This is a genomic window from Chryseobacterium sp. DT-167 (genome assembly GCF_058310155.1).
Genome location: NZ_JBZEEQ010000021.1, coordinates 1 through 21,056, shown reverse-complemented (window position 1 = coordinate 21,056; position 21,056 = coordinate 1). Strand labels below are relative to the sequence as shown.

The window sequence follows — 21,056 nt, the reverse complement described above, 5'->3', positions numbered from 1 at the left end:
CTTAATTTTCTTTATAATTTGGTGTGGTATCCGAAAAAATTCGGAATGATCATTTATTTGCTTTGGTTGATGTCTACTTTGGTAACACAGTTCTGAGCATCGTCATAATTGAGCTTTACCGTCTGAATCACATTATTTTTATCAAACTGTAAACCTGCACAATAGAGATAAAAGTTATTGACTTTGCTGTCGCTTACCTGAACGATAGAATTCTCATTATTACACAAATATTTGTTTAACAAATAATTGTAATGCATATTAAAACTGTTTCCGTTGGCAATCTGCTGAAGATGGTATTTAAAATCATTGTCCCTTTGCTCATAAAAATCATCTACTGCTACCTCCTCTTCGACTTCATTGTATTCGGCAACAATTTTTATTCTGTGTAAAATTGGTTCTTTGTCGATATCTGTGTATAACGTTACTATATAATCGCCGGGTTTTTTGTAAGAGTAAGTTGCCAATTTGTCTTTGGAATCAATTCCTGATGTCTCACCGAACTTCCAGGTAAAAAGCTTACCATCTGATAATGCTCTGAAGTTTACATTTTCAAACTGCATCGCCTGAGTGGGAGCATCGATGGTGGTAGTCATCTTCAGACTGTCCTGAGCTTCCACGCGTCTTGAAGATACAACGATAGGATAAGTTTTGGTGTATTTATCATCAATAATCAAAGTCACGCTGTAATATCCTGGTTTATTGAAAAAATGATAACCTTTGCTCTTTTCTGAGCTGTTACCATCTGCAAAATTCCATTTTCTTTGTTTGGCAAAAGGTGTTTTGTCTTCAAAATGAAGTGTATCGCCTACCGTCAGCGTCAACGGATAGACTGCTCCTACAATATCATCTGATGAATGAATGACCTTTTTTTGAAGCCACAGTGCAACAAGGGCAGCAACCAGCAAAGTAGCGACGACACCAATGATGATGTTTTTCCTGTTCTTTTGAAAATAGTTCATATTTAATTTTTGTGATGTGTGTTGTGATGTGTATTTTGGCTATCTTGTTTTAAGAGCAATATCTCTTTCAAAAAGTCTTTGTTCGTTATTTTTATATCCCATTTCGCAGTTTTTGACGGTTACTTCGAGTCTTTTAACATCGTCTGTCATATTCTTCACCATATTTTTATCTTCCATGTACATTTCGTAGAATTCTGCAATGAGCGGATATCCATCTATCCTTTCATCAGGAGTGACAAATCTTTTTTTGGTAGACGAAATAAAATCTGTGTTCTTCTCAATTTCATGAATGGTCATTGCTTCCGGATTTTCAGCATCGAGATGTGAGATTTTCACAAAAGTGCTGTCTACAACCTTCTGAATATTCTGTTGTTCAATATCAAATTTCGATTTTTGCTCAAGCCTTTTCAAAGTCACCACATCAGAAGAATCGAAGGGTGATTCAAACCTGTTCAGGAAGATGATTCCCAACAAAAGCATTGCTGCCAAAAGCATCAGAATAAGATATAAAAACTGAAAACGTTTTTCCTTTTTTGATAATGTAATTTGTCCCTGCATAATTTAAAAATTTAAAATAAATTATCTCCTTCTCCCTGCAAATTTTCTCGTAGGATCTACTCTAAGCTCCTTTATTACCCCTGCATTTTTACCCTGACATCTCATCAATTGGCTTCGGTAATATTCTTTCTGGTTGGCAACGCTTATAATTTTTGTTTTGAGATCGAGCATAGGACCTATGTGCTTCAGTAAAACCGCATAATGCTTCAGATTATCTACGCTGTCCTGCCCCATAATGCTTCTCGCATCATAGAGTTCTTCTGTAATTTGTTTTCTGAGCTGGATATCATTCTGCACTTTATTGATATCTAAAAGTGTCATCAGATGATGAATGCTGTCAATTTTGATATTCATGACGTTGCTGCGACCGCGAAGTTCTGAATATTTATCAGCTTCGGCTTCCATTCCCTTGCGTTGGGTATGGTAACTTTTAAAAAAGAAAAAGACGGCGCAGAAAGAAATTGAGGATAAAACGATGAACGAGAGGATAAATTTCCAAATACCCGTCCTGACATCGGATTTGTTCAATTTTTTATCTCTATTTATAGACATACTTGTGATTTGGTTTGGAATGTGAAAATAGAAAAAAAATATTTATTCTCAAAATTAAATATGGAGTTTGCAACATATTTACAATTATTTAATGTTAAGTTTAATTTTGAAATCCGAAAGATTTTCATATTTTAGTGAACCAAATTTATTTTGTTTACACCAAATCACAGAAGTAAAATGACTAAAATACTGACCAATACGGTTCGGTTTTCTATAGCAGACAGCGATTTTTATTTTAAAAAGATCATGATAAAGATGTTGTTGGAAAACCCCTTTAATATGCTGCTTAATGATTGCAACAACGGTCATGAGCTCATCAACAGAATCTACAGGAAACAGGAAGATGTTTTTATCGTAGAACTCTTTATGCCTGTACTCAGCGGATTGGAGGCCATCAAATTTATCCGGAAAAACAATCATGAGACCCCCATTATCACCTATTCCGGAACTTATCAGGAAGATATGGCTGAGATCTTGGAAAAAATTCCGAATATCTATTATTGTCAAAAAAACAGCAATATTATTAAAGATATTATCAAGGGGCAGATTACTTCACGGGATTTTGACTATCAAGCCTATTCTGAAAGCTGGAAGCAGCAGCCTTTAGCAGTGCAGGAGTACATGAACAGACAGAAGAAAAGTCAGGAAGAGCTCTCCCCAACGGAGATTCAGCTGATGAAATTCTGCTATGAAGGCTTCAGTAACAAAGAGATAGGTGAAAAACTCAATCTCAGCACAAGAACTATAGACACCTATATCAACAGACTCACAGAAAAGCTGGGTTTAAAAACAAAACTGCACCTCATCCGCTTCTGTGTAGAAAACGGATACTATAATTCGAGTATGTAAATACTCTTTTTTTGTCATCATACCAAACTAAATATAAAATTGTCAGCCTCTTAAGCAAAATATTTTCTCTACTAATTTGCTTCTATTCAATTTTTTTAACTAAATTTGCACACCTAAAATTTAAAATTAAAAAAGGAAATGACAAAGGCAGAATTGGTAAACACCATCTCAAATAAATTGGGAACAGAAAAGAATGAAACACAGAAAGTTGTAGAAGCTTTTATGCAGGAGATCAGGACTTCTATGTATAATGGAGACAATGTTTACTTAAGAGGGTTTGGTTCTTTCATCGTTAAAACTAGAGCAGCCAAAACGGGAAGAAACATTTCTAAGAACACTGCAATCGAAATCCCTGCACACAATATCCCTGCTTTCAAGCCATCAAAGTCTTTTGTGGAGAAAGTAAAAACTAAAGTTGCAGTAAAATAAGAATAACAATTGAATATTAACTAGTTACACAAAAAAATTAACATTATGCCAAGCGGAAAGAAAAGAAAAAGACACAAGGTTGCAACCCACAAAAGAAAGAAAAGAAGAAGAGCAAACAGACATAAGAAAAAATAATTTTCCTTCGGGATTTTTCATATAACGATATAGTTGGTGTTTTTAATTTTTTAATAATCACTGACTATATTTTTGTTTGTTACCATATTGATCTGAGAATGTTTTGATGTTTTCTGGTTTATTAAAATTTCAACAAATTATCTTTATAATTAGTAATTTTAAAATTACAGAAATCGTTTCATATCTTTTATCAACAAAAAAAATTATCTTATAACAAAATGAAGAAAGAACTAATAGTTTCGCATGAAGATGAGCTTACAAAGATTGCTTTGCTGGAGGACGGAAGACTATGTGAACTTCATGAGGAAGAAGACAAAAATGATTTTGTAGTCGGAGATTTGTTCATAGGAAAAGTAAAAAAACTGGCTCCAAACCTTAATGCGGCATTTGTAAACATCGGGTACGATAAAGATGCATTTTTGCATTATCAGGATCTTGGGCCACAATATCTTACTTATAAAAAATTTTTAAAAGACACGGTTTCTAAGAAACAGAATACCTCAAGTTTAAAAAATTTCGAAATACAATCGGAAATTGATAAAAACGGAACGGTAGACAAAATCATCGCAAAAGATGACGTAATTCTTTTACAAATTACCAAAGAACCCATATCTACAAAAGGACCGAGAATCTCTACACAGATTTCTCTTACGGGACGTTTTTTGGTTTTAATACCATTTGACAACAAAGTTTCTATCTCAAAAAAAATCGGAAGTTCCGAAGAAAAAGTGAGACTGAGAACTCTGATCGACAGTATAAAGCCTGAAGGTTTTGGTGTGATCATCAGAACCGTTGCCGAAGGAAAGAAAGTTGCAGATCTTCACAACGATATGAATCAGCTGATTCAAAAATGGGAAAATACTTTTAAGAACATTCAGAAAAATAAAGTTCCGTCTAAGGTATTGAGTGAAGATGATAAAGCTTCGTCTATTTTAAGAGATAACTTCAATCAGGATTTCGTCAACGTATTTTGTGATGACGAACAAATGGTGGAAGAAATGAAAAATTATGTGGAAGTTATCGCTCCGGAACGCAAAAACATCGTTCAGTTTTATGACTCTCATATTCCTCTCCTCGAATATTATAACGTTGAAAAACAGCTTAAACAAAGCTTCGGAAAACACGTAAATATTCCAAGTTCAAAGGGTGCTTATCTGGTGATAGAACACACAGAAGCACTACACGTAATCGACGTCAACTCCGGAAATAATATTACAACCGGAAATTCTGCCAATAAAGAACACGCATTGAATGTGAATAAAATGGCAGCTACAGAAATAGCAAGACAGCTTCGTCTCAGAGATATGGGAGGCATCATTGTCGTAGATTTTATCGACATGACCAACCCTGATCACAGAAGAGATTTGTTTGAACATCTGAAAACAGAAATGAGCCGGGACAAAGCTCGCCACAAGATTCTGCCTCCAAGTAAATTTGGATTGATACAGATCACGAGACAGAGAAACCGCCCGGAAAAACAAATCGACACCAAAGAAGAAAATCCTAACAAAGACGGCGAAATCGTAGCACCGATCGTCATTGTTGAAAAAATGGGAGATACCATCAGAACCATTATGCAGAAAGAAAAAGGTAAACTTTATCTGCATGTGCATCCTTTCGTTGAAGCTTACCTTACAAAAGGACTTAAAAGCATTCAGATGAAATGGTTTATGAAATACAAAAAATGGGTGACCATTATCCCGAGAGATTCTTTTAAATATTTAGAATATAAAATCTATAATTCGAAAAAAGAAGAATTAAGCGGATATTCTAATTAAAACAACACATCAAAACCTTCAGAATACTGAAGGTTTTTTCTTTAAAAAAAAAAATAATCATCCTTAAACTTGATTATTCTCAAAATAAATCCCTACCTGAATTATATTACAGTATAATAAACACTGTAAAGCTTCATCAATAAAAGGTTTACTGCAGCTATATAGTGTAATAAAAATATATTAGTCACAATACTTTGAAATTATTACCGTATAATTACGGAAAAATTAAAATATCATCATTTATATTGCATTTTTCGGTAAAAATTTATGATTTATTACCAAAAACACATGTATTTTGTCGTATATTTATATAATGAAAACTATAAACCGATGAAACCTAATTTAGCAATTCTTGATGAGCCACTTCTCTATACTGAGGGTCTCTCTAAATTACTTATTCAAAACAAAATCTTTAGTTCAGTAGACGTTTTTAACACTTACGAAAATTTATACAATCATGTTAAAAACCATTCACCAGAATTTTTAATGATCAGTACAAATATTTTACTCTTAAGCGACCTTTACAAATGTTTGGAAACCATTATTCTGCAAGACAGTAAAGTGAGAATTATAGTAATCGGCAATTCTTATGATGTAATTGTAATAAGAAAATTATTTAACAAAGGCATCAAAAGCTATCTTGATAAGAACAGCAATTATGATGAATTTATAAAATCGGTAAATGCATTGAGCTCAAATGAAATTTATATCTGTGAACATGCAAAAAAAATGATGCTCAACTTCATCAGCAGCGAACAAGAAAAACAAAGTCCGAATATCAAAGAACCACTTACAAGGAGAGAATTAGAAATTCTCCGATTGATTTGCGATGGCTACAGCAGTAAAGACATCAGCGAAAAGCTCTTCATCAGCATCAATACCGTAGAAACGCACAGAAAAAGAATTCTAATGAAACTCAATGTAAAAAATTCTGTTGGTGTTGTAAAATATGCAATGGAAAATAACATTTTCAGCTAGAAATTTTTAAAAAGAAAAAATCAAAACCTTAAAAAGATTTTGATTTTTATTCATAATATTCATCATTCTATTCGAAATCAGGCATTTCTCCGTCTGAAAATAATAATGCTCTTGAAAAGTCTACTCCCGTATTATTAAGATCTATTGTCAAAATATTTTTCTGAGATACATTATCATTACTGGTATTCGTTATGATAATCTGAGAATTATTTGGCGAAAATCTGGGGTCAAAGTCATTAGTTCCCATCGGTTTATCACTTTCCAAAGAAGCGTCAATCATTGTATTATTAGCAAGATTATAAATAAATATATGCGAATCAAGTTGACGGTAGTTGATATCCTGATACCCTGAAACGTCATGAGTATAGAGAAGCTTCTGACCATCTACCGAAAAATTGAGCCCGCCTGTTGCTCCTGTAGCCGCCGAAAAAACATTTTGCAGAACATTTCCCAGCATATCAATAATCAGAATTTTAGTGTTGTAACCACTGAAGTTATTGGTCTTTATGGCAACTTTAGTATTATCATAGCTCCAGTCTACTTCAGAAATCAAGCTTCCATCGGGAGTAGTATAAACTAACTGCTGACCTGTTCCGTCTTTATTAATTTTATACAGTTTGTCAAAATTCGGATAAAGAAATGCGCTTCCGGTGGTATTCCAGGAAAAATCCAATTCATTCTGATTAAAACCGGCTACCGGAATCTGAGTAACTTTAAAAACATTAGAACCATCAGGATTTGCAGTAAAAATATGACTTCCGCCAGCATCGTTTCTCAAAAATGCAATCAAACCTGCGTTATTGTTTTTTCTTGGTCGCCAACTGCTGTTTGAAACACTGGTCAGCTGAAAATTATTTCCCTGGCTGTCACTTGAGATTATTACGAAATTTCCGTTTTGCTTTCTTACATAATGATAACGGTTTGCGGGTGTTGCGCTTGTAGTAAATTTGAATACAGGACTCAAAACATCAGGATGAATTCCGTCTGAAACAGCGACCTGCCAAAAGTAGCTTACGCCAAATTGTAAATTGGATAAAGTATGGGTTTTTACTTTCAGATCATTTACCTGAATAATATCAGTATTTAAATTATTTTTCACTGTAAGCTTGTAAGTAAGACTATCTGATTTATCAGGGTCTGTGGCATTCCAGCTCAATTGTACGCTCAAAGGCTGATTGAGAGCATTATCAATGGGGCTTAATAATTGCGGAGATGTAGGTGGCGAATTTAAAGATTCATCATCATCCATCTCAAAAACAATAGTCACAATCTGGTTCTCAGTCTGAATATTAACTGCCTGAAAGCTGGAAACATAGCCCGACAGCTCTACTTTCACAGAATAATTTCCGGCAGGAATATCTTTTATTTCAAACATTCCGTCTTTATCACTAAAAGTAGTCTGTGTACTTGGTGTGGTAAACACTTTAGCATTTGCGATAGGCTGGTTGGTGCCTTTTTTCACAACTTTTCCGCGCAGGATCCCGGTCTGCGCCTGATCCACCAATTCTTCGCTACACGATGTGAAGGAAAAAAAAGAAATCAAGAGAATCAATATATTAATGTAAGCTTTCATAGTTTTATTTTTTATTCCCTAAATATAAATTGAGACCCAACCCGAATCTCAAGGCATGATCGGTTCTTTTCCCATTGATCAGGAGATCCCAATCGTCACTGAATCCCAAATCATACTGGGAAGATATTCTTATACCGATTTTTTTAAATGCCAGATACTCAAAACCGCCGCCAAATTGAGACTTGTACCGTACAGGCTCTGTAGAAAACATCGCACTTACACCTGCATATATAAATGGTGAAAATTTGTATTTCGGTAACATAAAGTATTCTAAATTGAGCTCCGGAGAAATGAACGTACGTTTTAAAATATTTTCATTTTCGAGCCTGTATGCTGCAGCACTGAGTTCTACGTTGAAACTTTTATTGAAAAAATACTTGACGCCACCTTTCAAACCAAATTGAGCAACGGGATTTACGTAATCATTTCTCACCTGATTGGTTTCTACCTGCCCGAATACTGATATTTTTGATCTTTCTGCATTAGAATATATATTTCCAATTTGTCTGTCTGTATTTTTCTTAGTTTCAAAATCATAATCATCTACAAGCTTTTGATAATCTGCCAGATCACCCAACGATTTCCCCCAGATTTTGTCTTTAATTCCCTCGATGATCAATGACTTCACAGCTTTTTCAATAGCGTCGGTTACAGCGAGCTGAATGGGTTCGTTTTGTGTAAAACCTACTTCAGCCTCCATTAATCTTTCTGTATCAATATATTTGAAGAAACTTCCGTTGATACTTGTAGATAAGATGGTTTTTGATACATAAACCGTTTTTAAAATTTCACCGTTTAAAGTAGAAACTGCACGGAGGTAAATGGTAATTCTATCCTGTCTATATTGTGAAGACGCACCGATTCCGAAATATCTTGCACCAATTCCACCTGTCATGACATTGCTGTCGTACGAAATGACTCCGCCTTCCAAAAGCATTCCTGCATATAATAACGGCGGCAGAGCCTGGCTGTTCTTATCCGCATCTTTTAAATATTCTTGTCGGGTAGACCTGATAATCTGTCTTTCGTTGAGAAGATTGGCTATATTTTCTCTTTCGATAGGTTTAAACCACCTGCTGTCTTCTAATGCTTTGATCAGAATGGTCGTGGTACCCTGCGGTACTGCGGTACTCCAGTTGGCGCCGTTTTCAGAAGGTTTGTACTGACCGGTCTGATCTCTGAATTTATAGACGCCCACCACCACTTTTTCTTTGGGCAGGGGTAAATTTCTCAATTCTGCAGTATGCGGTGTGATCTCTCCCATCGTAGATACTTCTTTATTAGAAATAAAACTCATTGCTGTACCACAAGATTGCAATGCATACGCAAAAAGTATCCAGAAAAAAATTCTGATAGTAGTAGAAAATCTCATGTTTAGTTATTGTTTTTAGTTTTTATTTCGGAACTACAATCTCGGACTGCTCTCCTGTGTTGGTATCCAAAATACTGATCATCATTCCCTGAGCCGTGTTGGTAATCTGCAGATAGAGTGAGCCAAACATATAATTGCCTGCCTGTACACCCCCTGTACCAAACTGATCCTGAAACAATTTCCTCGAAAGCTCACTCAAAACCTGACGGTTTAAACTGTCTGTGAAATTACTCAGAGAACCAGAGTTTCCGGTAAGATTGCTCCCGTCTTTGTTATCAAACTGATTCTGAGCACTTGCAGAACTTAAAAGCCATTGATAATTGAATGTATCACCGCCAAAAGCAGGATTGATCGGTTTGTAGACAAGCTGTTGAGATTTTGCCTGAAAAAATCCTAAAAAAAAGATAGCTGTTATTAAAAGAGCCTTCATAGTCATTAGTTTTAATAGATGAATTCTTTTTTTATAAGATTCTTTCGGGAATTGAAATCTTTAATATACCGGAGCGTAAAATCTAATTGCTCTTTCAGATAATCTTCACTGGGATTGGTCATAAAGCTGTAGACTACCTTGTCATCGATCTGAATATTGATCTGACCGCTGGTTCCCCGTGCAGGAAGCTCTGTGATTGTAATCGCAGAATTGCTCTTATCCGGGATCTGACTATACTGAATGTAAAACAGGTCATAAAAATCTTTTCCCACCTTACTTTTTGTATCATCGATCGTCAATCCGCTAAGTTCGAAAGCTTCTTCTTTTTCCACGACGCTTACTGTTTTCTTAAAAAAATCCTGATTAATTTCCAGACTGTCTTTGGCAATGAGTTTTTGTGCCTCCTCGTCCCGAATGTAAAGAAATGCTTTTAATGCATCTCCTTTTTCCAGATTCACACTCATTTCTGATAAAGATTTGCTTTCACCCGGATTTATTGAAAACTTTCCGCTCTGTTTATTATTAGAAAGATTTCCGCTCGTTCCTTTTTTAATGGAAATCAAAAGATAATTCAGTTCCTGATAAGTTGATGTGTTATTAGTAACCAGTGCTTTAATTTTCAACTGTTTTTCTATGACCTCTTTTTCAATCTTTACAACTATTTTTTTGTCTTCCTGCCCGTAAGTAAAAACAGACAAGAAAACAAAAAGAAAGTTATATATGAACATGAAATTTTTCATCATCGTCAGTTTAGTAATTTCGCATAAATACTGTCATATTTTCACCCTGTACATTCAGATGCATTTTGTCTGAAATACTGTTTGTTCCTGTAATGTCTACAATATTATTGTTTCCCTGTGCAGTAATTGCCGTCCTGGCTTCTTTTGATGAAAAAGCATTATTAAAATAGATACTGTTTTGATCACCAAATTGCTGCACCATAATATTGGTCTTCGAATTGATCTTCAGATCTGCATTGTTTAGATCTCCTATTTGTACAACTTGCGAAACCGAAGATATGAATGCTGAAGGATCCGTACTCTGCGTATTGATCATATCAATTGCCGTATGACTGTTGATATGATTCCACTCTACCTGTTGAGACTTCGCCAACATCGTTGAAAGAAGTACAAGGGTAATACATATTTTCTCAAAGGTTTTCATTTTTATTTTTTTTAAAGGTACTGGAATACCGTGCTATACAAAACACGTTAAACAGTGACGGGATAAAAATCACGGTTTGCCGTTATTCGCTACCGTGTTTCTACTGAAAAATATTTTAGCCAAAAAAGAGAAACCTAAGTTTCTCTTAAATGTATAAATACAATGAAATTAATGCTTGTTTTAATCAGCAGTTTTTATTGGCTGACAGTCTGATTCCGGAGATTTTTGTTAATGATCTCCAGATTTTAAAATAATGTTTAAGAGCTTCATACTTTTATACATTATTTAAAAGACTATCTTTATAATTATTGTGTTACTACAATTGAATTGCCACTACCCATCTGGCTTGAAGTGTGAGTATTCCCACTAGACATTTGATTTAGGGTAAGGCTGTTGCTGGTACCGTTCTGCATCACAAATGCGTCATTATTATTTGCATCAAGTGCTGCTGAACCCTGGTTGATCGTTGCTGTATTGCTGCTTCCGATTTGATCACTATCTAAGAGATTCATAGATCCATATTGATTAGAAACTAAACTATTGCTTCTTCCTACAGATTGTGCTGCCATAGATGTGTTTTCACTTCCATCCTGATAAATTTTAATGCTGTTACTGTTTGCTGCACTGTCAGAAGTTCCGCTTTGTGTTCCGCTTGCATAGTTGTCACTTCCGATTTGATCGATTTCGGCTTTGTTATAATTATTATTTTGAACAACATACGCCTCATTATCATTACCAAATTGGTTGGTATCTGATGAATTGTTATCTCCTGTCTGATCAGTCTCTGCAATATTTCTCAGCCCTGTCTGAAATTGACCGGCTCCATTACTGTTTCCAACCTGATCGATCGATGCATTATTATTGTTGTTACTTTGAATCTGCATTGCTGCATTATAAGTTCCTCCGGATTGGTTTACAGAACCTACGTTACCGTTTCCTGTCTGAGATTGTACCAACCAGGAAGAGCCACCTGACTGTGAAGAAGTAGCACGGTTTAAATTACCATCTTGTGTTTGTACTGAAGTATTGTCATTTCCTGACTGTAAAGAAGTAGCGCGGTTTAAGTTACCATCCTGATTTTGTGACGCTGACTGATGAGTTCCTGTTTGAGTATTAGAAGCAACATTTAAGCTTCCTTCCTGAGTCTGAGTTGCAGTATGTCTTGGTCCTGTCTGGCTTGATGACGCATTGTTTCCGTTTCCGTCCTGAGTCTGATCGAGTTCGCTTAGATATCCGACCTGAGTGGCATTGGCGGTATTTAAATTTCCTTCCTGTATCTGATTGATATCATTTGCAGTACTGTATACTCCTGCAGGACGGGTATACCCTGCCTGGCTTTGAGAAGCACTAGCCGTATTGAAATTACCATCCTGATTTTGAACGATATTTGATCTTACATCTCCTCCTCCTTGTGTGGCAGTAGACGTATTGAAAAGACCTTCCTGAGTTTGATTGATCTTAGATCCATACGAAAACTGCTGTGTTGCAGTCGCACGGTTTCTCAAACCATCCTGATCCTGTACCACCTCAACTCCACCTGCCGAAAAACCTTGTCCCTGTGATACATTTGCCACGTTTAAAGTTCCGTTTTGGGTAGTTTCTGCTTTATTACGTGCACTGTTACTTCTTTGATATACATTTACAGCATTTGCAGTACCTGTCTGAGTAGATACATTTTCATTACCGAAAGACTGAAGTCCTACCTGTGTAACTGCTGCAGTATTATTATTTCCGTTCTGGCTTACAGTATTATCACTGTTTTGAGCATAAGCAAAACTTGCCGCTAAAGCAACGAAAGCTCCTGTTACTAATTTTTTCATGGTAAAAATTTTATTGGTTAATGATACAAATGTAGAACTCTCACCAACCTTAAAAACCATCATAAAAGGGTAATTTTCAAATATCACCACATACAGTTTAAATTGTAACTGTTTCTGGTATTATGGTATCATCAGGATCAGTTACTTACATCGTACGTATAAATACGGTAGAAAAATGTAGTAAAAAATTATGTTTAATTAACATCTGCATCACTTCCTTTTTATAAGATATATTAGTAAATTTGAGATATGGAAAGTTTTGGAAAAGATTTATTACAAAAGATCAAAAAAGCCCGGCTTGCGGGTGCCAATGCTCATGGTATTTTTTCACCACCTTACCGTGAAGTGATTACCCACGAGCAGATTTTAGAAAAAAATCCAAAATTTGCCGCCGTAAACATCGTCCTTTATTTAAGAGACAATGAATGGTTTTTTCCGCTTATTCAGCGTACAGAAAATGAGCGTGACAGACACAGCGGGCAAATATCTTTACCCGGCGGGAAACGTGAAGAATATGACCGTGACTTTGCCGAAACTGCCATTCGTGAAACTTCAGAAGAAATCGGATTAGAAAAACCATACGTGAGAATCATTCGTGAGATGTCACCAATCTACATTCCACCAAGCAATTTTTACGTTTATCCTTATATTTCATATTCTAAAAGAAATCCTGAATTTATTTTGCAGGAAAGCGAGGCTGTAGAAGTGATCGAATTTCCGATCACATCTTTTCTCAATCTCCCTGATTCCCCGGAAATAATGGCATTGCCCGGAGCAGGAGGAAAAGAAGTTCCGGTGATCAATTTCAACGGATACATCATTTGGGGAGCTACTGCAATGATCCTCAGCGAATTCAGCCAGTTGATTAAAAAAATGTAACTTTGCATATATTATGTTTAATTGAAAAATGGCGAAGAAAAATATATTTACCGATTCGTTCGGCACTCCTTATTTTTTAAAAAGGTTTATTATTTTTATTCTGGGAATCGTTTCCTACAGAAGATTTAATGGTTTTAACAAATTAAAAATTACCGGAACAGAACATTTGGTAGATCTTCCTGATTCTAACGTCCTTTTCGTTTCCAATCATCAAACCTATTTTGCCGATGTTGCAGCAATGTATCATGCATTTTGTGCGGTGAACAACGGCTATTTAAATACCATCAAAAACCCTATCTATCTTCTTAATCCTAAAATTGATTTTTATTACGTTGCGGCTGAAGAAACCATGAATAAAGGGATTCTTCCTAAAATTTTTAAAATCGCAGGCGCAGTGACGGTAAAAAGAACCTGGAGGGCTGAAGGTAAAAATGTAAACCGGCTTGTAGATCTGAGTGAGATTGATAATATCATGAAAGCTTTAGACAATGGCTGGGTAGCCACTTTTCCGCAAGGCACGACTGCTGCTTTTGCACAGGGAAGAAAAGGAACGGCAAAACTGATCAAAAATCAGCGCCCCATTGTCATTCCGATTAAAATAAACGGATTCAGAAGGGCGTTTGATAAAAAAGGACTCCGTGTAAAAGTAACCGGAGTAAAGCCTACCATGGAATTTAAAAAACCTTTAGATATCGACTACGATCATGAAAATGCACAGCAGATTCTTCTAAAAATCATGACTGCCATTGAGCAGACAGAAGATTTTAATGTTTTGCATACGTATGATGAAGAAATAAAAGCAAAAAAATCTGAACAACCCAATCCATAAAAATTTAAAGTCATTATGAAAAAATTAATAGCAATATTATTTGCCATCATGATAACTGTCTCATGCAACACCCAGAAAGTCTATTCAGATTTTGACATCAGTTATTCCAAAAGTGGCGGTTATGCGCCGATGTACGAAAATCTCTTCATCAAAGGTAATGACGTACATTACTCTTTTGAAAGTCAGGGTAAAAAAAACAAAGCGACCTTTAAGCTTACAAACGAAGAAATTCAGAATTTAAATCAGATTCTGTCTCAGAATAATTTCAGACATATCGCAGAAGATCACAAAAAGGTATATGATCGTGTTGCAGTTTCCATCAATGTAAAAAATGGTGAAAACAGCGCCAACAAAACCGATGCAAGCATGATCATGCCTCAGTATAAGAAAAACTGGGATCAGGTTGTCGATGCTTTTCAGCAAATCATCAGTAAAAACGTAAAAAACACTCAATAAATTTGAAAACCCATTTCATTGCCATTGGCGGAAGCGCCATGCACAATCTTGCTATTGCGTTAAAAGATAAAGGATATGAAGTTTCCGGCTCAGATGATGCCATTTTTGAACCTTCAAAGTCAAGACTTGCCAAAAGAGAAATTCTTCCCGCAGAATTGGGATGGTTTCCGGAAAAAATAACTTCAGACATTGATGCCGTGATTCTTGGAATGCACGCTCATCAGGATAATCCCGAATTGGCAAAAGCAAAAGAATTAGGTTTAAAAATATATTCTTACCCTGAATTTCTGTACGAACAGTCAAAAACGAAAACAAGAGTTGTCATCGCTGGTTCTCACGGGAAAACGACGATCACTTCAATGATTCTTCATGTTTTGAATTTTCATCAGAAAGATGTGGATTATATGGTGGGAGCACAGCTTGAAGGCTTCGACTGTATGGTAAAACTCACAGAAGACAACGATTTTATGGTATTGGAAGGCGATGAATATCTTTCCTCTCCTATTGATCTCCGTTCAAAATTTTTATTATACCAACCAAATATCGCTTTAATGAGCGGAATTGCATGGGATCATATCAATGTTTTCAAAACTTTTGATGATTACATTGAGCAGTTCAGAAAATTCGTTGCAAGCATTACTCCGGGTGGCGTTTTAGTGTATAACGAAGAAGATCCTGAAGTAGTAAAAGTGGTTGAAAATGCAGAAAATTATTTCAGAAAAATCCCTTATAAAACTCCCGAATACGAAATCGTCAACGGAAAAGTTCATTTAAAAACCGAAATGGGAGATATTCCGCTTTCTGTCTTTGGAGCACATAATTTACTGAATCTTGAAGGAGCAAGACATATCTGTCACACTTTGGGAGTAATGGATGAAGAGTTTTATGACGCAATCATGAGTTTCAAAGGTGCCTCAAAACGTCTTGAAAAAGTAGAAAGAGAAGACAACGGGGTTCTTTACAAAGATTTCGCACACGCTCCAAGCAAGGTAAAAGCTGCTGTGAAAGCGTTCTGTGAGCAATTTAAAAAGGAAAAAAAATATGGTTTTCTTGAACTTCATACGTATTCAAGTTTAAACCCTGTATTTTTAGAACAATATGATCATGCAATGGATGGTTTAGACGAAGCCATTGTTTTCTATTCCGAAGATGCCTTAAAGATCAAAAGAATGGAACCTATTTCTCCTGAATTGATCAAAGAAATGTTTAAAAATGAAAACCTAAAAGTGTTTACCAATGCAGAAGAACTTCATGCTTACTGGGATTTATTAGATAAAACTCAGGGAGTTTACATGATGATGAGTTCGGGCAATTTTGGTGGATTGGATTTAACGAAATAATCAGCAATAAATATAAAAAAAAGCTGTATTCATGTTGAGTACAGCTTTTTTTATATATTATTTTTTATCCTTGTCTTGATTTTTCTTGATTAGATTCTGGTCTGATTCATTCCACAATTGCTCGGTTGCACCTGATGTTGTTGTCGTATCTAAACTGTAAATCTGCATCACTCCCTGATTTGCAGCAGCCTGACCAAGAATATTCTGCTGGTTTTGATTATTCACAGCATTTTCAAACATAATTCCTGTAGAATGCGCCGCACTTTGATAAACATTTCCTAAAGCCATTGCAGGAGATTCTCCCACAACTTTCACATTAGATTGCGTCACTGAATCTGTAATCTGATTGTTAACAGATGTAGGAAATACATTTGCTGTCTTGTTCTTGTCTTGATTTTCCATGGTTTAATATTTTTTGATTTAATGATTAAAGTTAAGCTTTATTTTAATTTGAAATCATAAAAAAAGAAGCAATTTTTTTTGCTTCTTAGATTAACTATAAAAAAAACTCTTAAAAGATTATTAGATAAAACCTATATAACCTGTGAGTTAGAAAATATATTCTATTAAATATCTGCCACAGAATTCAACATTTTCTCTTCCCAAGCCGGATCTTTCGGATCAAAAAACAATCTTTTTCCGGTGTCTAAAGAACGGATAACATTCATTTCGTCTTCTGTCAATTCAAAATCAAAAACATTGAAATTTTCTTCAATTCTTGATGGCGTCACCGATTTTGGAATCACGCAGAATCCTTCCTGCAAATGCCATCTTAAAATTATCTGAGCGACAGTTTTGCTGTACTTCTCTGCAATATTTTTTAAATCCTGATTGTCTAAAAGTCCTGCATTTCCATTTCCAAGCGGACTCCACGGCTGAGTAACAATATTATTTTCTCTGTTATATACCTGAAGCTCCTTTTGCTGGAATATCGGGTGCAATTCGATTTGATTAATCACAGGAAGTATACCTGAATTTGCCTTTAATTCCTCCAATTTTTCAACGGTGAAATTGCAAACACCAATCGCCTTGATTTTCCCTTCATGATAAAGCTCTTCCAATGCTTTCCATGCTCCTAAGAAATCTCCGAACGGCCAGTGAAGAAGATACATATCCAGATAATCAAGCTGCAGTCTGTCGAGCGTTCTCCGGAATGCAGATTTTGCTTTTTCATACCCATGATCCTGTACCCAAAGTTTTGAAGTAATGAATAATTCGTCTCTGCTGACTCCGCTGTTTTTTACAGCATTTCCAACGGCTGTCTCGTTCATGTAGATTGAAGCAGTATCAATCATTCTGTAACCCGTTTCAATTGCTTTGATTACGGCATTTTCACACTCTTTCAGGTCTTCCATTTGCCATACCCCGAAACCTAAAGCCGGAATATCAACTCCGTTGTTTAATCTAATTACAGGTTGCCCTGTGTATGTTTTTTGCATTGTTTTATTTGATTATTTTTAATTATGTCTAACAAATTTCGTGTAAAATTTGAAATTTTGACTTATCAATTTTACAGATATTAAATAGTTGAAGGTAATATCTTAAACATATTAACCACCCCGTATTTTTGCTTTGCAAAAAGCTACCCTTCCAAGAAGGGGAATTGTAGCATCTGTAATACTAATTTCTAACTTCAAACTTCTGCTTTCAAATTTTCTTTGCTCATCATTTTTCTAAATAAGCTTTTAATATGATCAATTTCAGATTGGTAATTTGTTTTCTTTCTGCACCCGAAATACAAAGTATTTTCAAGCTTTTTGTCGCCTTCCCAGATCAATTTTACCTCACCGTTTTCAATCTCATTTTTACAAAGGAAATCGGGAACTACTGCTAATCCTGTTCCTCCTTTCAGGCAGCGAATGATCGAATTCAGGTTCGGAACAATATAATTTGGCCGGAAATTGGGTTTATGCCCGAAATTCAAAATCCAGAACTGAAAAAGGTGCTCCATATCACCTGTCGTTCCGTACCATTTTTCCTGTTTCAGCCATTCTTCGGCGTGTTCGATTCCTTTTGTTTCCAAAACATTTCTGAAACTCTCTGTATTTACATTTTTTCCGCCAACCAGAATAATCTGTTCAGAAGAAAAAGCTTCATGTTCGATATTAGGCGAAACACCTTTTTTGGGAGTAATGATTAAATCTAAAATTCCTTTATCCAGCTGATCCAACATTTCGGGATATTCGCCGAAACTGATGATTAAATTAAAATCTAAAGTGGAAACATATTGCTCTAGAGTTGTCTGAAATGTTTCAAAACACATTCCCACACTGATTGTCGGAGTGTGCTTTTCCGTAGATTTCTGGAAGTTTTTTTCTACGTCTTCCAATCTTGTCAAGGGATCAGAAACTGCGTTGAATAAGACCTTCCCTCTTTCTGTCGGAATCATTTTCCTTCCTGTCCTGTCAAATAACTTGTATCCTACATAAGCTTCCAGAGCACTCAAATGTAAACTAACTCCAGGTTGTGAAATAAACAAAGCCTCCGCAGCACCCGTCAATGTTCCGGATTTGTAGATTGCTTTGAAAGTTCGATACCATTCTAAATTAACCATAATTCTGATTTATATGGTGAAAAGACAATTTGCTCCACAGTTATTTATCAATTTTTAGAATCGATAAAGTTGGATAAAAACAAATTCGGTTATCAATTTCACTTCGCAAAGTTAGCGGGAAGTTTTTAAAAAACGATACTTTTACTATTATAATTATAATACTTAGTTATAATTCATATTATTTCTATTATACAAAACTCCAATCTAACTTTGCACTGTAAAATTTAAACATTTATAAAAAAACAATGAAAAAAGTATTAATTATCAATGGCGGACAAAACTTTGGACATTCCGGCGGAAAATATAATCAGACCATCGCAGACAACACATTGCAGGTTTTAAAAGAATTTGAAAATGTAGAAATAAAGATTTCCAACGTCAGCGAAGGCTACGACGAAAACGAGGAAGTTCAGAAATTCGTTTGGGCAGATTTTATTATTTACCATACGCCGATCTGGTGGTTTCAGCTCCCGAATGGTTTAAAAAAGTACATTGATGAGGTCTTCACGGCAGGTCACGCAAAAGGAATTTATATGAGTGATGGCAGAACTTCAGACAATCCAAAGATCAATTACGGAACCGGCGGAATGCTGGGCGGAAGAAAATACATGGTCACCACAAGCTGGAACGCCCCCGAAACCGCTTTCACCCTCCCCGGAGAATTTTTCAATGAAACAAGTGTCGATAACGGACCACTTTTCGGTTTCCACAGAATGAATGCTTTTGTTTCTTTAGAAAAAATGGAAAGTTTCCATTTTCATGATGTAGAAAAAAACGCAGACATCGAGCGTGATATGAGCATTTACAGAGATCATTTAAAAACTGTTTTTGAAAAAGAATTAAAACCCCAATTAGTCTAATGAAAATTTATCTAACCGCAATTATCAAAGCCAAAGAAGAACATACGAACGAAGTATTGGAAGTTCTTCAAAACATGGTAAAAGAAACCCGAAAAGAAGAAGCCAACGAACTGTACATGCTTCATCAGGGAATTGAGGATAAAAACCAGTTCGTTTTCTACGAAATCTGGAAAAGCAAAGAAGGTTTGGCGCAGCACAATCAGCAACCGTACATTCAGGCTTTCGGAGCTTTAGCTGATGAAAAGTTGCAGGAAAAACCACAAATTTATCTCACCGAAATTATTTAAATATGAAAAAATTAGCATTATTACTTCTTTCCATTTTCGCTATAGGGCTCGTTCACGCACAAACCCAAAAATCAAAGAGTATGAAGAAGAAAATTTTATTTGTCGTTACCAGCCATGACAAAAAAGGTGATACTGGCGAAAAAACAGGATATTATCTGGGAGAAGTCTCGCATCCCTGGGAAGTTTTGTACAAAGCAGGTTACGAAATTGATTTTGTAAGTCCGAAAGGCGGAACTCCTCCGGTTGACGGTTTTGATTTGGAAGATCCTGTCAACAAAGAATTTTGGGAAAACAAAGAATACAAAAATAAGATTGATCATTCTTTAAAGCCTTCTCAGGTAAATCCGGATGAGTATTCTACCATATTTTATGCAGGAGGTCACGGCGCAATGTGGGATTTTGCAGACAATACCGAACTGTCAGCTATTGCTTCAAAAATCTATGAAAAAGGAGGAATTGTAGCCGCTGTTTGTCACGGACCTGCAGGTTTGGTAAATATAAAATTAAACAACGGGAAATATTTGGTTGACGGGAAAAAGATCAATGCTTTTACCAATGAAGAAGAATCTGAAGTGAAATTGACGAAGGTTGTTCCCTTCCTTTTGGAAGATAAATTAAAAGAAAGAGGTGCAAAATTTGAAAAATCCGGTCTTTGGCAGAATCATGTAGTGACCGATCAGCGAGTGATCACAGGACAAAATCCTCAGTCAGCAAAAAGTGTGGGTGAAGCTATTTTAAAGGAATTAAAATAAGCACTCTCTTACATTTAAAGCTGTTTTAAATTTGTATTAAAACCGGAACAATTCAACGTTTCGGTTTTTTCATGACTAAGCCTTTCGTTACGGATCACGCTACATTTGATAATTACTTATCAGCAGTATGTTTATCATCCAGTATGTTTACTATTCGTATTTTCATCAACAGCACGTTTGTCATTCGTATTTGTTATCAAAAGCACGTTTGCAATTCCGCAGGAATCTCCGCAAAGATTTTAACTCTCAACCATTTAGCTTCCTCCGGAAATCAAAGATTCGCCATAGTCAATGACAAACACTCTGCTTAAGTCAATGACAAAAATTCTTCTTAACTCAATGATATTTAGGTAAAAAAAATACTGAAAATCTCTCGATCTTCTTGATCAAAAGTAGTTTATCATTCGTATTTGTTATCAACAGCACGTTTGTCATCCTATGTTTGCAAAACAATAAATTTAATTAATAATAAAGAGAAGTTAGGGTAAAGAAAAAAGCTACA

At 35.5% G+C, this 21,056-nt stretch carries 23 protein-coding genes; 11 read left to right on the top strand and 12 right to left on the bottom strand.

The features are described from left to right. Positions 1-53: 53 nt before the first annotated feature. From AC4FQ5_RS19290 to tssO (AC4FQ5_RS19280), 3 genes are read right to left on the bottom strand one after another with little or no spacing between them, the layout of a single operon-like run. On the bottom strand, positions 54-959 hold the full coding sequence (locus AC4FQ5_RS19290; RefSeq protein ID WP_491146019.1) for a PKD domain-containing protein: 906 nt from the start codon (positions 957-959) through the stop codon (positions 54-56). A gap of 39 nt (positions 960-998) precedes the next feature. Beyond that, the gene (gene tssO, locus AC4FQ5_RS19285) at positions 999-1,517 is read right to left on the bottom strand and encodes a type VI secretion system TssO (RefSeq protein WP_491146017.1); all 519 of its coding nucleotides are present in this window, start codon (positions 1,515-1,517) and stop codon (positions 999-1,001) included. 21 nt (positions 1,518-1,538) lie between these two features. Continuing rightward, entirely contained in the window at positions 1,539-2,069 is a 531-nt protein-coding gene (gene tssO, locus AC4FQ5_RS19280) for a type VI secretion system TssO (RefSeq protein WP_491146016.1), read from the bottom strand. Between the two features lie 177 nt (positions 2,070-2,246). On the opposite strand from tssO (AC4FQ5_RS19280), the gene AC4FQ5_RS19275 reads away from it, so the two are divergent. From AC4FQ5_RS19275 to AC4FQ5_RS19260, 4 genes are all read left to right on the top strand, one after another. Further along, positions 2,247-2,918 carry a LuxR C-terminal-related transcriptional regulator gene (locus AC4FQ5_RS19275; protein ID WP_491146014.1) on the top strand — a complete coding sequence of 224 codons (672 nt, stop codon included), beginning with the start codon at positions 2,247-2,249 and terminating at the stop codon, positions 2,916-2,918. A gap of 138 nt (positions 2,919-3,056) precedes the next feature. Further along, a complete protein-coding gene (locus AC4FQ5_RS19270) occupies positions 3,057-3,347 on the top strand; it encodes an HU family DNA-binding protein (protein ID WP_034674127.1) in 291 nt (96 codons plus the stop codon). Positions 3,348-3,700: 353 nt separating this feature from the next. Next, on the top strand, positions 3,701-5,260 hold the full coding sequence (locus AC4FQ5_RS19265) for an Rne/Rng family ribonuclease (RefSeq protein ID WP_491146012.1): 1,560 nt from the start codon (positions 3,701-3,703) through the stop codon (positions 5,258-5,260). Between the two features lie 330 nt (positions 5,261-5,590). Continuing rightward, on the top strand, positions 5,591-6,238 hold the full coding sequence (locus AC4FQ5_RS19260) for a response regulator transcription factor (protein WP_491146010.1): 648 nt from the start codon (positions 5,591-5,593) through the stop codon (positions 6,236-6,238). Between the two features lie 67 nt (positions 6,239-6,305). On the opposite strand, the gene AC4FQ5_RS19255 is transcribed toward AC4FQ5_RS19260, so the two are convergent. From AC4FQ5_RS19255 to AC4FQ5_RS19230, 6 genes are all read right to left on the bottom strand, one after another. Further along, on the bottom strand, positions 6,306-7,811 hold the full coding sequence (locus AC4FQ5_RS19255; protein ID WP_491146008.1) for a carboxypeptidase-like regulatory domain-containing protein: 1,506 nt from the start codon (positions 7,809-7,811) through the stop codon (positions 6,306-6,308). Between the two features lie 4 nt (positions 7,812-7,815). Next, positions 7,816-9,183, bottom strand: coding sequence for a CsgG/HfaB family protein (locus AC4FQ5_RS19250; RefSeq protein ID WP_491146006.1), 1,368 nt, complete (start codon positions 9,181-9,183; stop codon positions 7,816-7,818). Positions 9,184-9,205: 22 nt separating this feature from the next. Further along, positions 9,206-9,613, bottom strand: coding sequence for a curli assembly protein CsgF (locus tag AC4FQ5_RS19245; protein WP_491146004.1), 408 nt, complete (start codon positions 9,611-9,613; stop codon positions 9,206-9,208). An 11-nt stretch (positions 9,614-9,624) separates the two neighbouring features. Next, positions 9,625-10,341: a curli-like amyloid fiber formation chaperone CsgH gene (csgH, locus tag AC4FQ5_RS19240; protein ID WP_491146002.1), complete on the bottom strand. Its 717-nt coding sequence runs from the start codon at positions 10,339-10,341 to the stop codon at positions 9,625-9,627. A gap of 22 nt (positions 10,342-10,363) precedes the next feature. Beyond that, on the bottom strand, positions 10,364-10,777 hold the full coding sequence (locus tag AC4FQ5_RS19235) for a hypothetical protein (RefSeq protein ID WP_491146000.1): 414 nt from the start codon (positions 10,775-10,777) through the stop codon (positions 10,364-10,366). Positions 10,778-11,082: 305 nt separating this feature from the next. Next, positions 11,083-12,597 (bottom strand): hypothetical protein, encoded by a 1,515-nt coding sequence (locus tag AC4FQ5_RS19230; RefSeq protein WP_491145998.1) that lies wholly within the window; start codon positions 12,595-12,597, stop codon positions 11,083-11,085. Between the two features lie 249 nt (positions 12,598-12,846). Between AC4FQ5_RS19230 and AC4FQ5_RS19225 the strand changes: the two genes are divergently transcribed. The 4 genes from AC4FQ5_RS19225 to AC4FQ5_RS19210 are packed head-to-tail and all read left to right on the top strand — an operon-like array spanning position 12,847 to position 16,101. Next, positions 12,847-13,476, top strand: coding sequence for an NUDIX hydrolase (locus AC4FQ5_RS19225; protein WP_491145996.1), 630 nt, complete (start codon positions 12,847-12,849; stop codon positions 13,474-13,476). Between the two features lie 28 nt (positions 13,477-13,504). After that, entirely contained in the window at positions 13,505-14,305 is an 801-nt protein-coding gene (locus tag AC4FQ5_RS19220) for a lysophospholipid acyltransferase family protein (protein ID WP_491145995.1), read from the top strand. Between the two features lie 15 nt (positions 14,306-14,320). Then, positions 14,321-14,761: a hypothetical protein gene (locus tag AC4FQ5_RS19215; RefSeq protein WP_491145993.1), complete on the top strand. Its 441-nt coding sequence runs from the start codon at positions 14,321-14,323 to the stop codon at positions 14,759-14,761. 2 nt (positions 14,762-14,763) lie between these two features. Further along, positions 14,764-16,101, top strand: coding sequence for a UDP-N-acetylmuramate--L-alanine ligase (locus AC4FQ5_RS19210; RefSeq protein WP_491145992.1), 1,338 nt, complete (start codon positions 14,764-14,766; stop codon positions 16,099-16,101). A gap of 57 nt (positions 16,102-16,158) precedes the next feature. Here AC4FQ5_RS19210 and AC4FQ5_RS19205 read toward each other — a convergent pair whose 3' ends face one another. The 3 genes from AC4FQ5_RS19205 to AC4FQ5_RS19195 all read right to left on the bottom strand — a co-directional run bounded on the left by AC4FQ5_RS19205 (position 16,159) and on the right by AC4FQ5_RS19195 (position 18,655). Next, complete coding sequence (locus tag AC4FQ5_RS19205; RefSeq protein WP_491145991.1) at positions 16,159-16,503, bottom strand: RebB family R body protein; 345 nt, start codon at positions 16,501-16,503, stop codon at positions 16,159-16,161. 164 nt (positions 16,504-16,667) lie between these two features. Beyond that, a complete protein-coding gene (locus AC4FQ5_RS19200; RefSeq protein WP_491145989.1) occupies positions 16,668-17,540 on the bottom strand; it encodes an aldo/keto reductase in 873 nt (290 codons plus the stop codon). A 194-nt stretch (positions 17,541-17,734) separates the two neighbouring features. Next, complete coding sequence (locus tag AC4FQ5_RS19195) at positions 17,735-18,655, bottom strand: LysR family transcriptional regulator (protein WP_491145987.1); 921 nt, start codon at positions 18,653-18,655, stop codon at positions 17,735-17,737. Between the two features lie 245 nt (positions 18,656-18,900). On the opposite strand from AC4FQ5_RS19195, the gene AC4FQ5_RS19190 reads away from it, so the two are divergent. The 3 genes from AC4FQ5_RS19190 (at position 18,901) to AC4FQ5_RS19180 (ending at position 20,554) form a co-directional block, all read left to right on the top strand. Next, positions 18,901-19,515 carry an NAD(P)H-dependent oxidoreductase gene (locus AC4FQ5_RS19190; protein WP_491145985.1) on the top strand — a complete coding sequence of 205 codons (615 nt, stop codon included), beginning with the start codon at positions 18,901-18,903 and terminating at the stop codon, positions 19,513-19,515. Further along, positions 19,515-19,802 carry a putative quinol monooxygenase gene (locus AC4FQ5_RS19185; RefSeq protein WP_491145984.1) on the top strand — a complete coding sequence of 96 codons (288 nt, stop codon included), beginning with the start codon at positions 19,515-19,517 and terminating at the stop codon, positions 19,800-19,802. The genes AC4FQ5_RS19190 and AC4FQ5_RS19185 overlap by 1 nt, the downstream gene beginning before the upstream one ends. A gap of 80 nt (positions 19,803-19,882) precedes the next feature. Beyond that, positions 19,883-20,554 carry a type 1 glutamine amidotransferase domain-containing protein gene (locus tag AC4FQ5_RS19180; RefSeq protein ID WP_491145983.1) on the top strand — a complete coding sequence of 224 codons (672 nt, stop codon included), beginning with the start codon at positions 19,883-19,885 and terminating at the stop codon, positions 20,552-20,554. Positions 20,555-21,056 lie beyond the last annotated feature (502 nt).

Excerpts from the sequence above, each read along its gene's own strand:
- AC4FQ5_RS19290 (WP_491146019.1), bottom strand. The coding sequence starts at position 959 with ATGAACTATTTTCAAAAGAACAGGAAAAACATCATCATTGGTGTCGTC.
- tssO (WP_491146017.1), bottom strand. The coding sequence starts at position 1,517 with ATGCAGGGACAAATTACATTATCAAAAAAGGAAAAACGTTTTCAGTTT.
- tssO (WP_491146016.1), bottom strand. The coding sequence starts at position 2,069 with ATGTCTATAAATAGAGATAAAAAATTGAACAAATCCGATGTCAGGACG.
- AC4FQ5_RS19275 (WP_491146014.1), top strand. The coding sequence starts at position 2,247 with ATGACTAAAATACTGACCAATACGGTTCGGTTTTCTATAGCAGACAGC.
- AC4FQ5_RS19270 (WP_034674127.1), top strand. The coding sequence starts at position 3,057 with ATGACAAAGGCAGAATTGGTAAACACCATCTCAAATAAATTGGGAACA.
- AC4FQ5_RS19265 (WP_491146012.1), top strand. The coding sequence starts at position 3,701 with ATGAAGAAAGAACTAATAGTTTCGCATGAAGATGAGCTTACAAAGATT.
- AC4FQ5_RS19260 (WP_491146010.1), top strand. The coding sequence starts at position 5,591 with ATGAAACCTAATTTAGCAATTCTTGATGAGCCACTTCTCTATACTGAG.
- AC4FQ5_RS19255 (WP_491146008.1), bottom strand. The coding sequence starts at position 7,811 with ATGAAAGCTTACATTAATATATTGATTCTCTTGATTTCTTTTTTTTCC.
- AC4FQ5_RS19250 (WP_491146006.1), bottom strand. The coding sequence starts at position 9,183 with ATGAGATTTTCTACTACTATCAGAATTTTTTTCTGGATACTTTTTGCG.
- AC4FQ5_RS19245 (WP_491146004.1), bottom strand. The coding sequence starts at position 9,613 with ATGAAGGCTCTTTTAATAACAGCTATCTTTTTTTTAGGATTTTTTCAG.
- csgH (WP_491146002.1), bottom strand. The coding sequence starts at position 10,341 with ATGTTCATATATAACTTTCTTTTTGTTTTCTTGTCTGTTTTTACTTAC.
- AC4FQ5_RS19235 (WP_491146000.1), bottom strand. The coding sequence starts at position 10,777 with ATGAAAACCTTTGAGAAAATATGTATTACCCTTGTACTTCTTTCAACG.
- AC4FQ5_RS19230 (WP_491145998.1), bottom strand. The coding sequence starts at position 12,597 with ATGAAAAAATTAGTAACAGGAGCTTTCGTTGCTTTAGCGGCAAGTTTT.
- AC4FQ5_RS19225 (WP_491145996.1), top strand. The coding sequence starts at position 12,847 with ATGGAAAGTTTTGGAAAAGATTTATTACAAAAGATCAAAAAAGCCCGG.
- AC4FQ5_RS19220 (WP_491145995.1), top strand. The coding sequence starts at position 13,505 with ATGGCGAAGAAAAATATATTTACCGATTCGTTCGGCACTCCTTATTTT.
- AC4FQ5_RS19215 (WP_491145993.1), top strand. The coding sequence starts at position 14,321 with ATGAAAAAATTAATAGCAATATTATTTGCCATCATGATAACTGTCTCA.
- AC4FQ5_RS19205 (WP_491145991.1), bottom strand. The coding sequence starts at position 16,503 with ATGGAAAATCAAGACAAGAACAAGACAGCAAATGTATTTCCTACATCT.
- AC4FQ5_RS19200 (WP_491145989.1), bottom strand. The coding sequence starts at position 17,540 with ATGCAAAAAACATACACAGGGCAACCTGTAATTAGATTAAACAACGGA.
- AC4FQ5_RS19195 (WP_491145987.1), bottom strand. The coding sequence starts at position 18,655 with ATGGTTAATTTAGAATGGTATCGAACTTTCAAAGCAATCTACAAATCC.
- AC4FQ5_RS19190 (WP_491145985.1), top strand. The coding sequence starts at position 18,901 with ATGAAAAAAGTATTAATTATCAATGGCGGACAAAACTTTGGACATTCC.
- AC4FQ5_RS19185 (WP_491145984.1), top strand. The coding sequence starts at position 19,515 with ATGAAAATTTATCTAACCGCAATTATCAAAGCCAAAGAAGAACATACG.
- AC4FQ5_RS19180 (WP_491145983.1), top strand. The coding sequence starts at position 19,883 with ATGAAGAAGAAAATTTTATTTGTCGTTACCAGCCATGACAAAAAAGGT.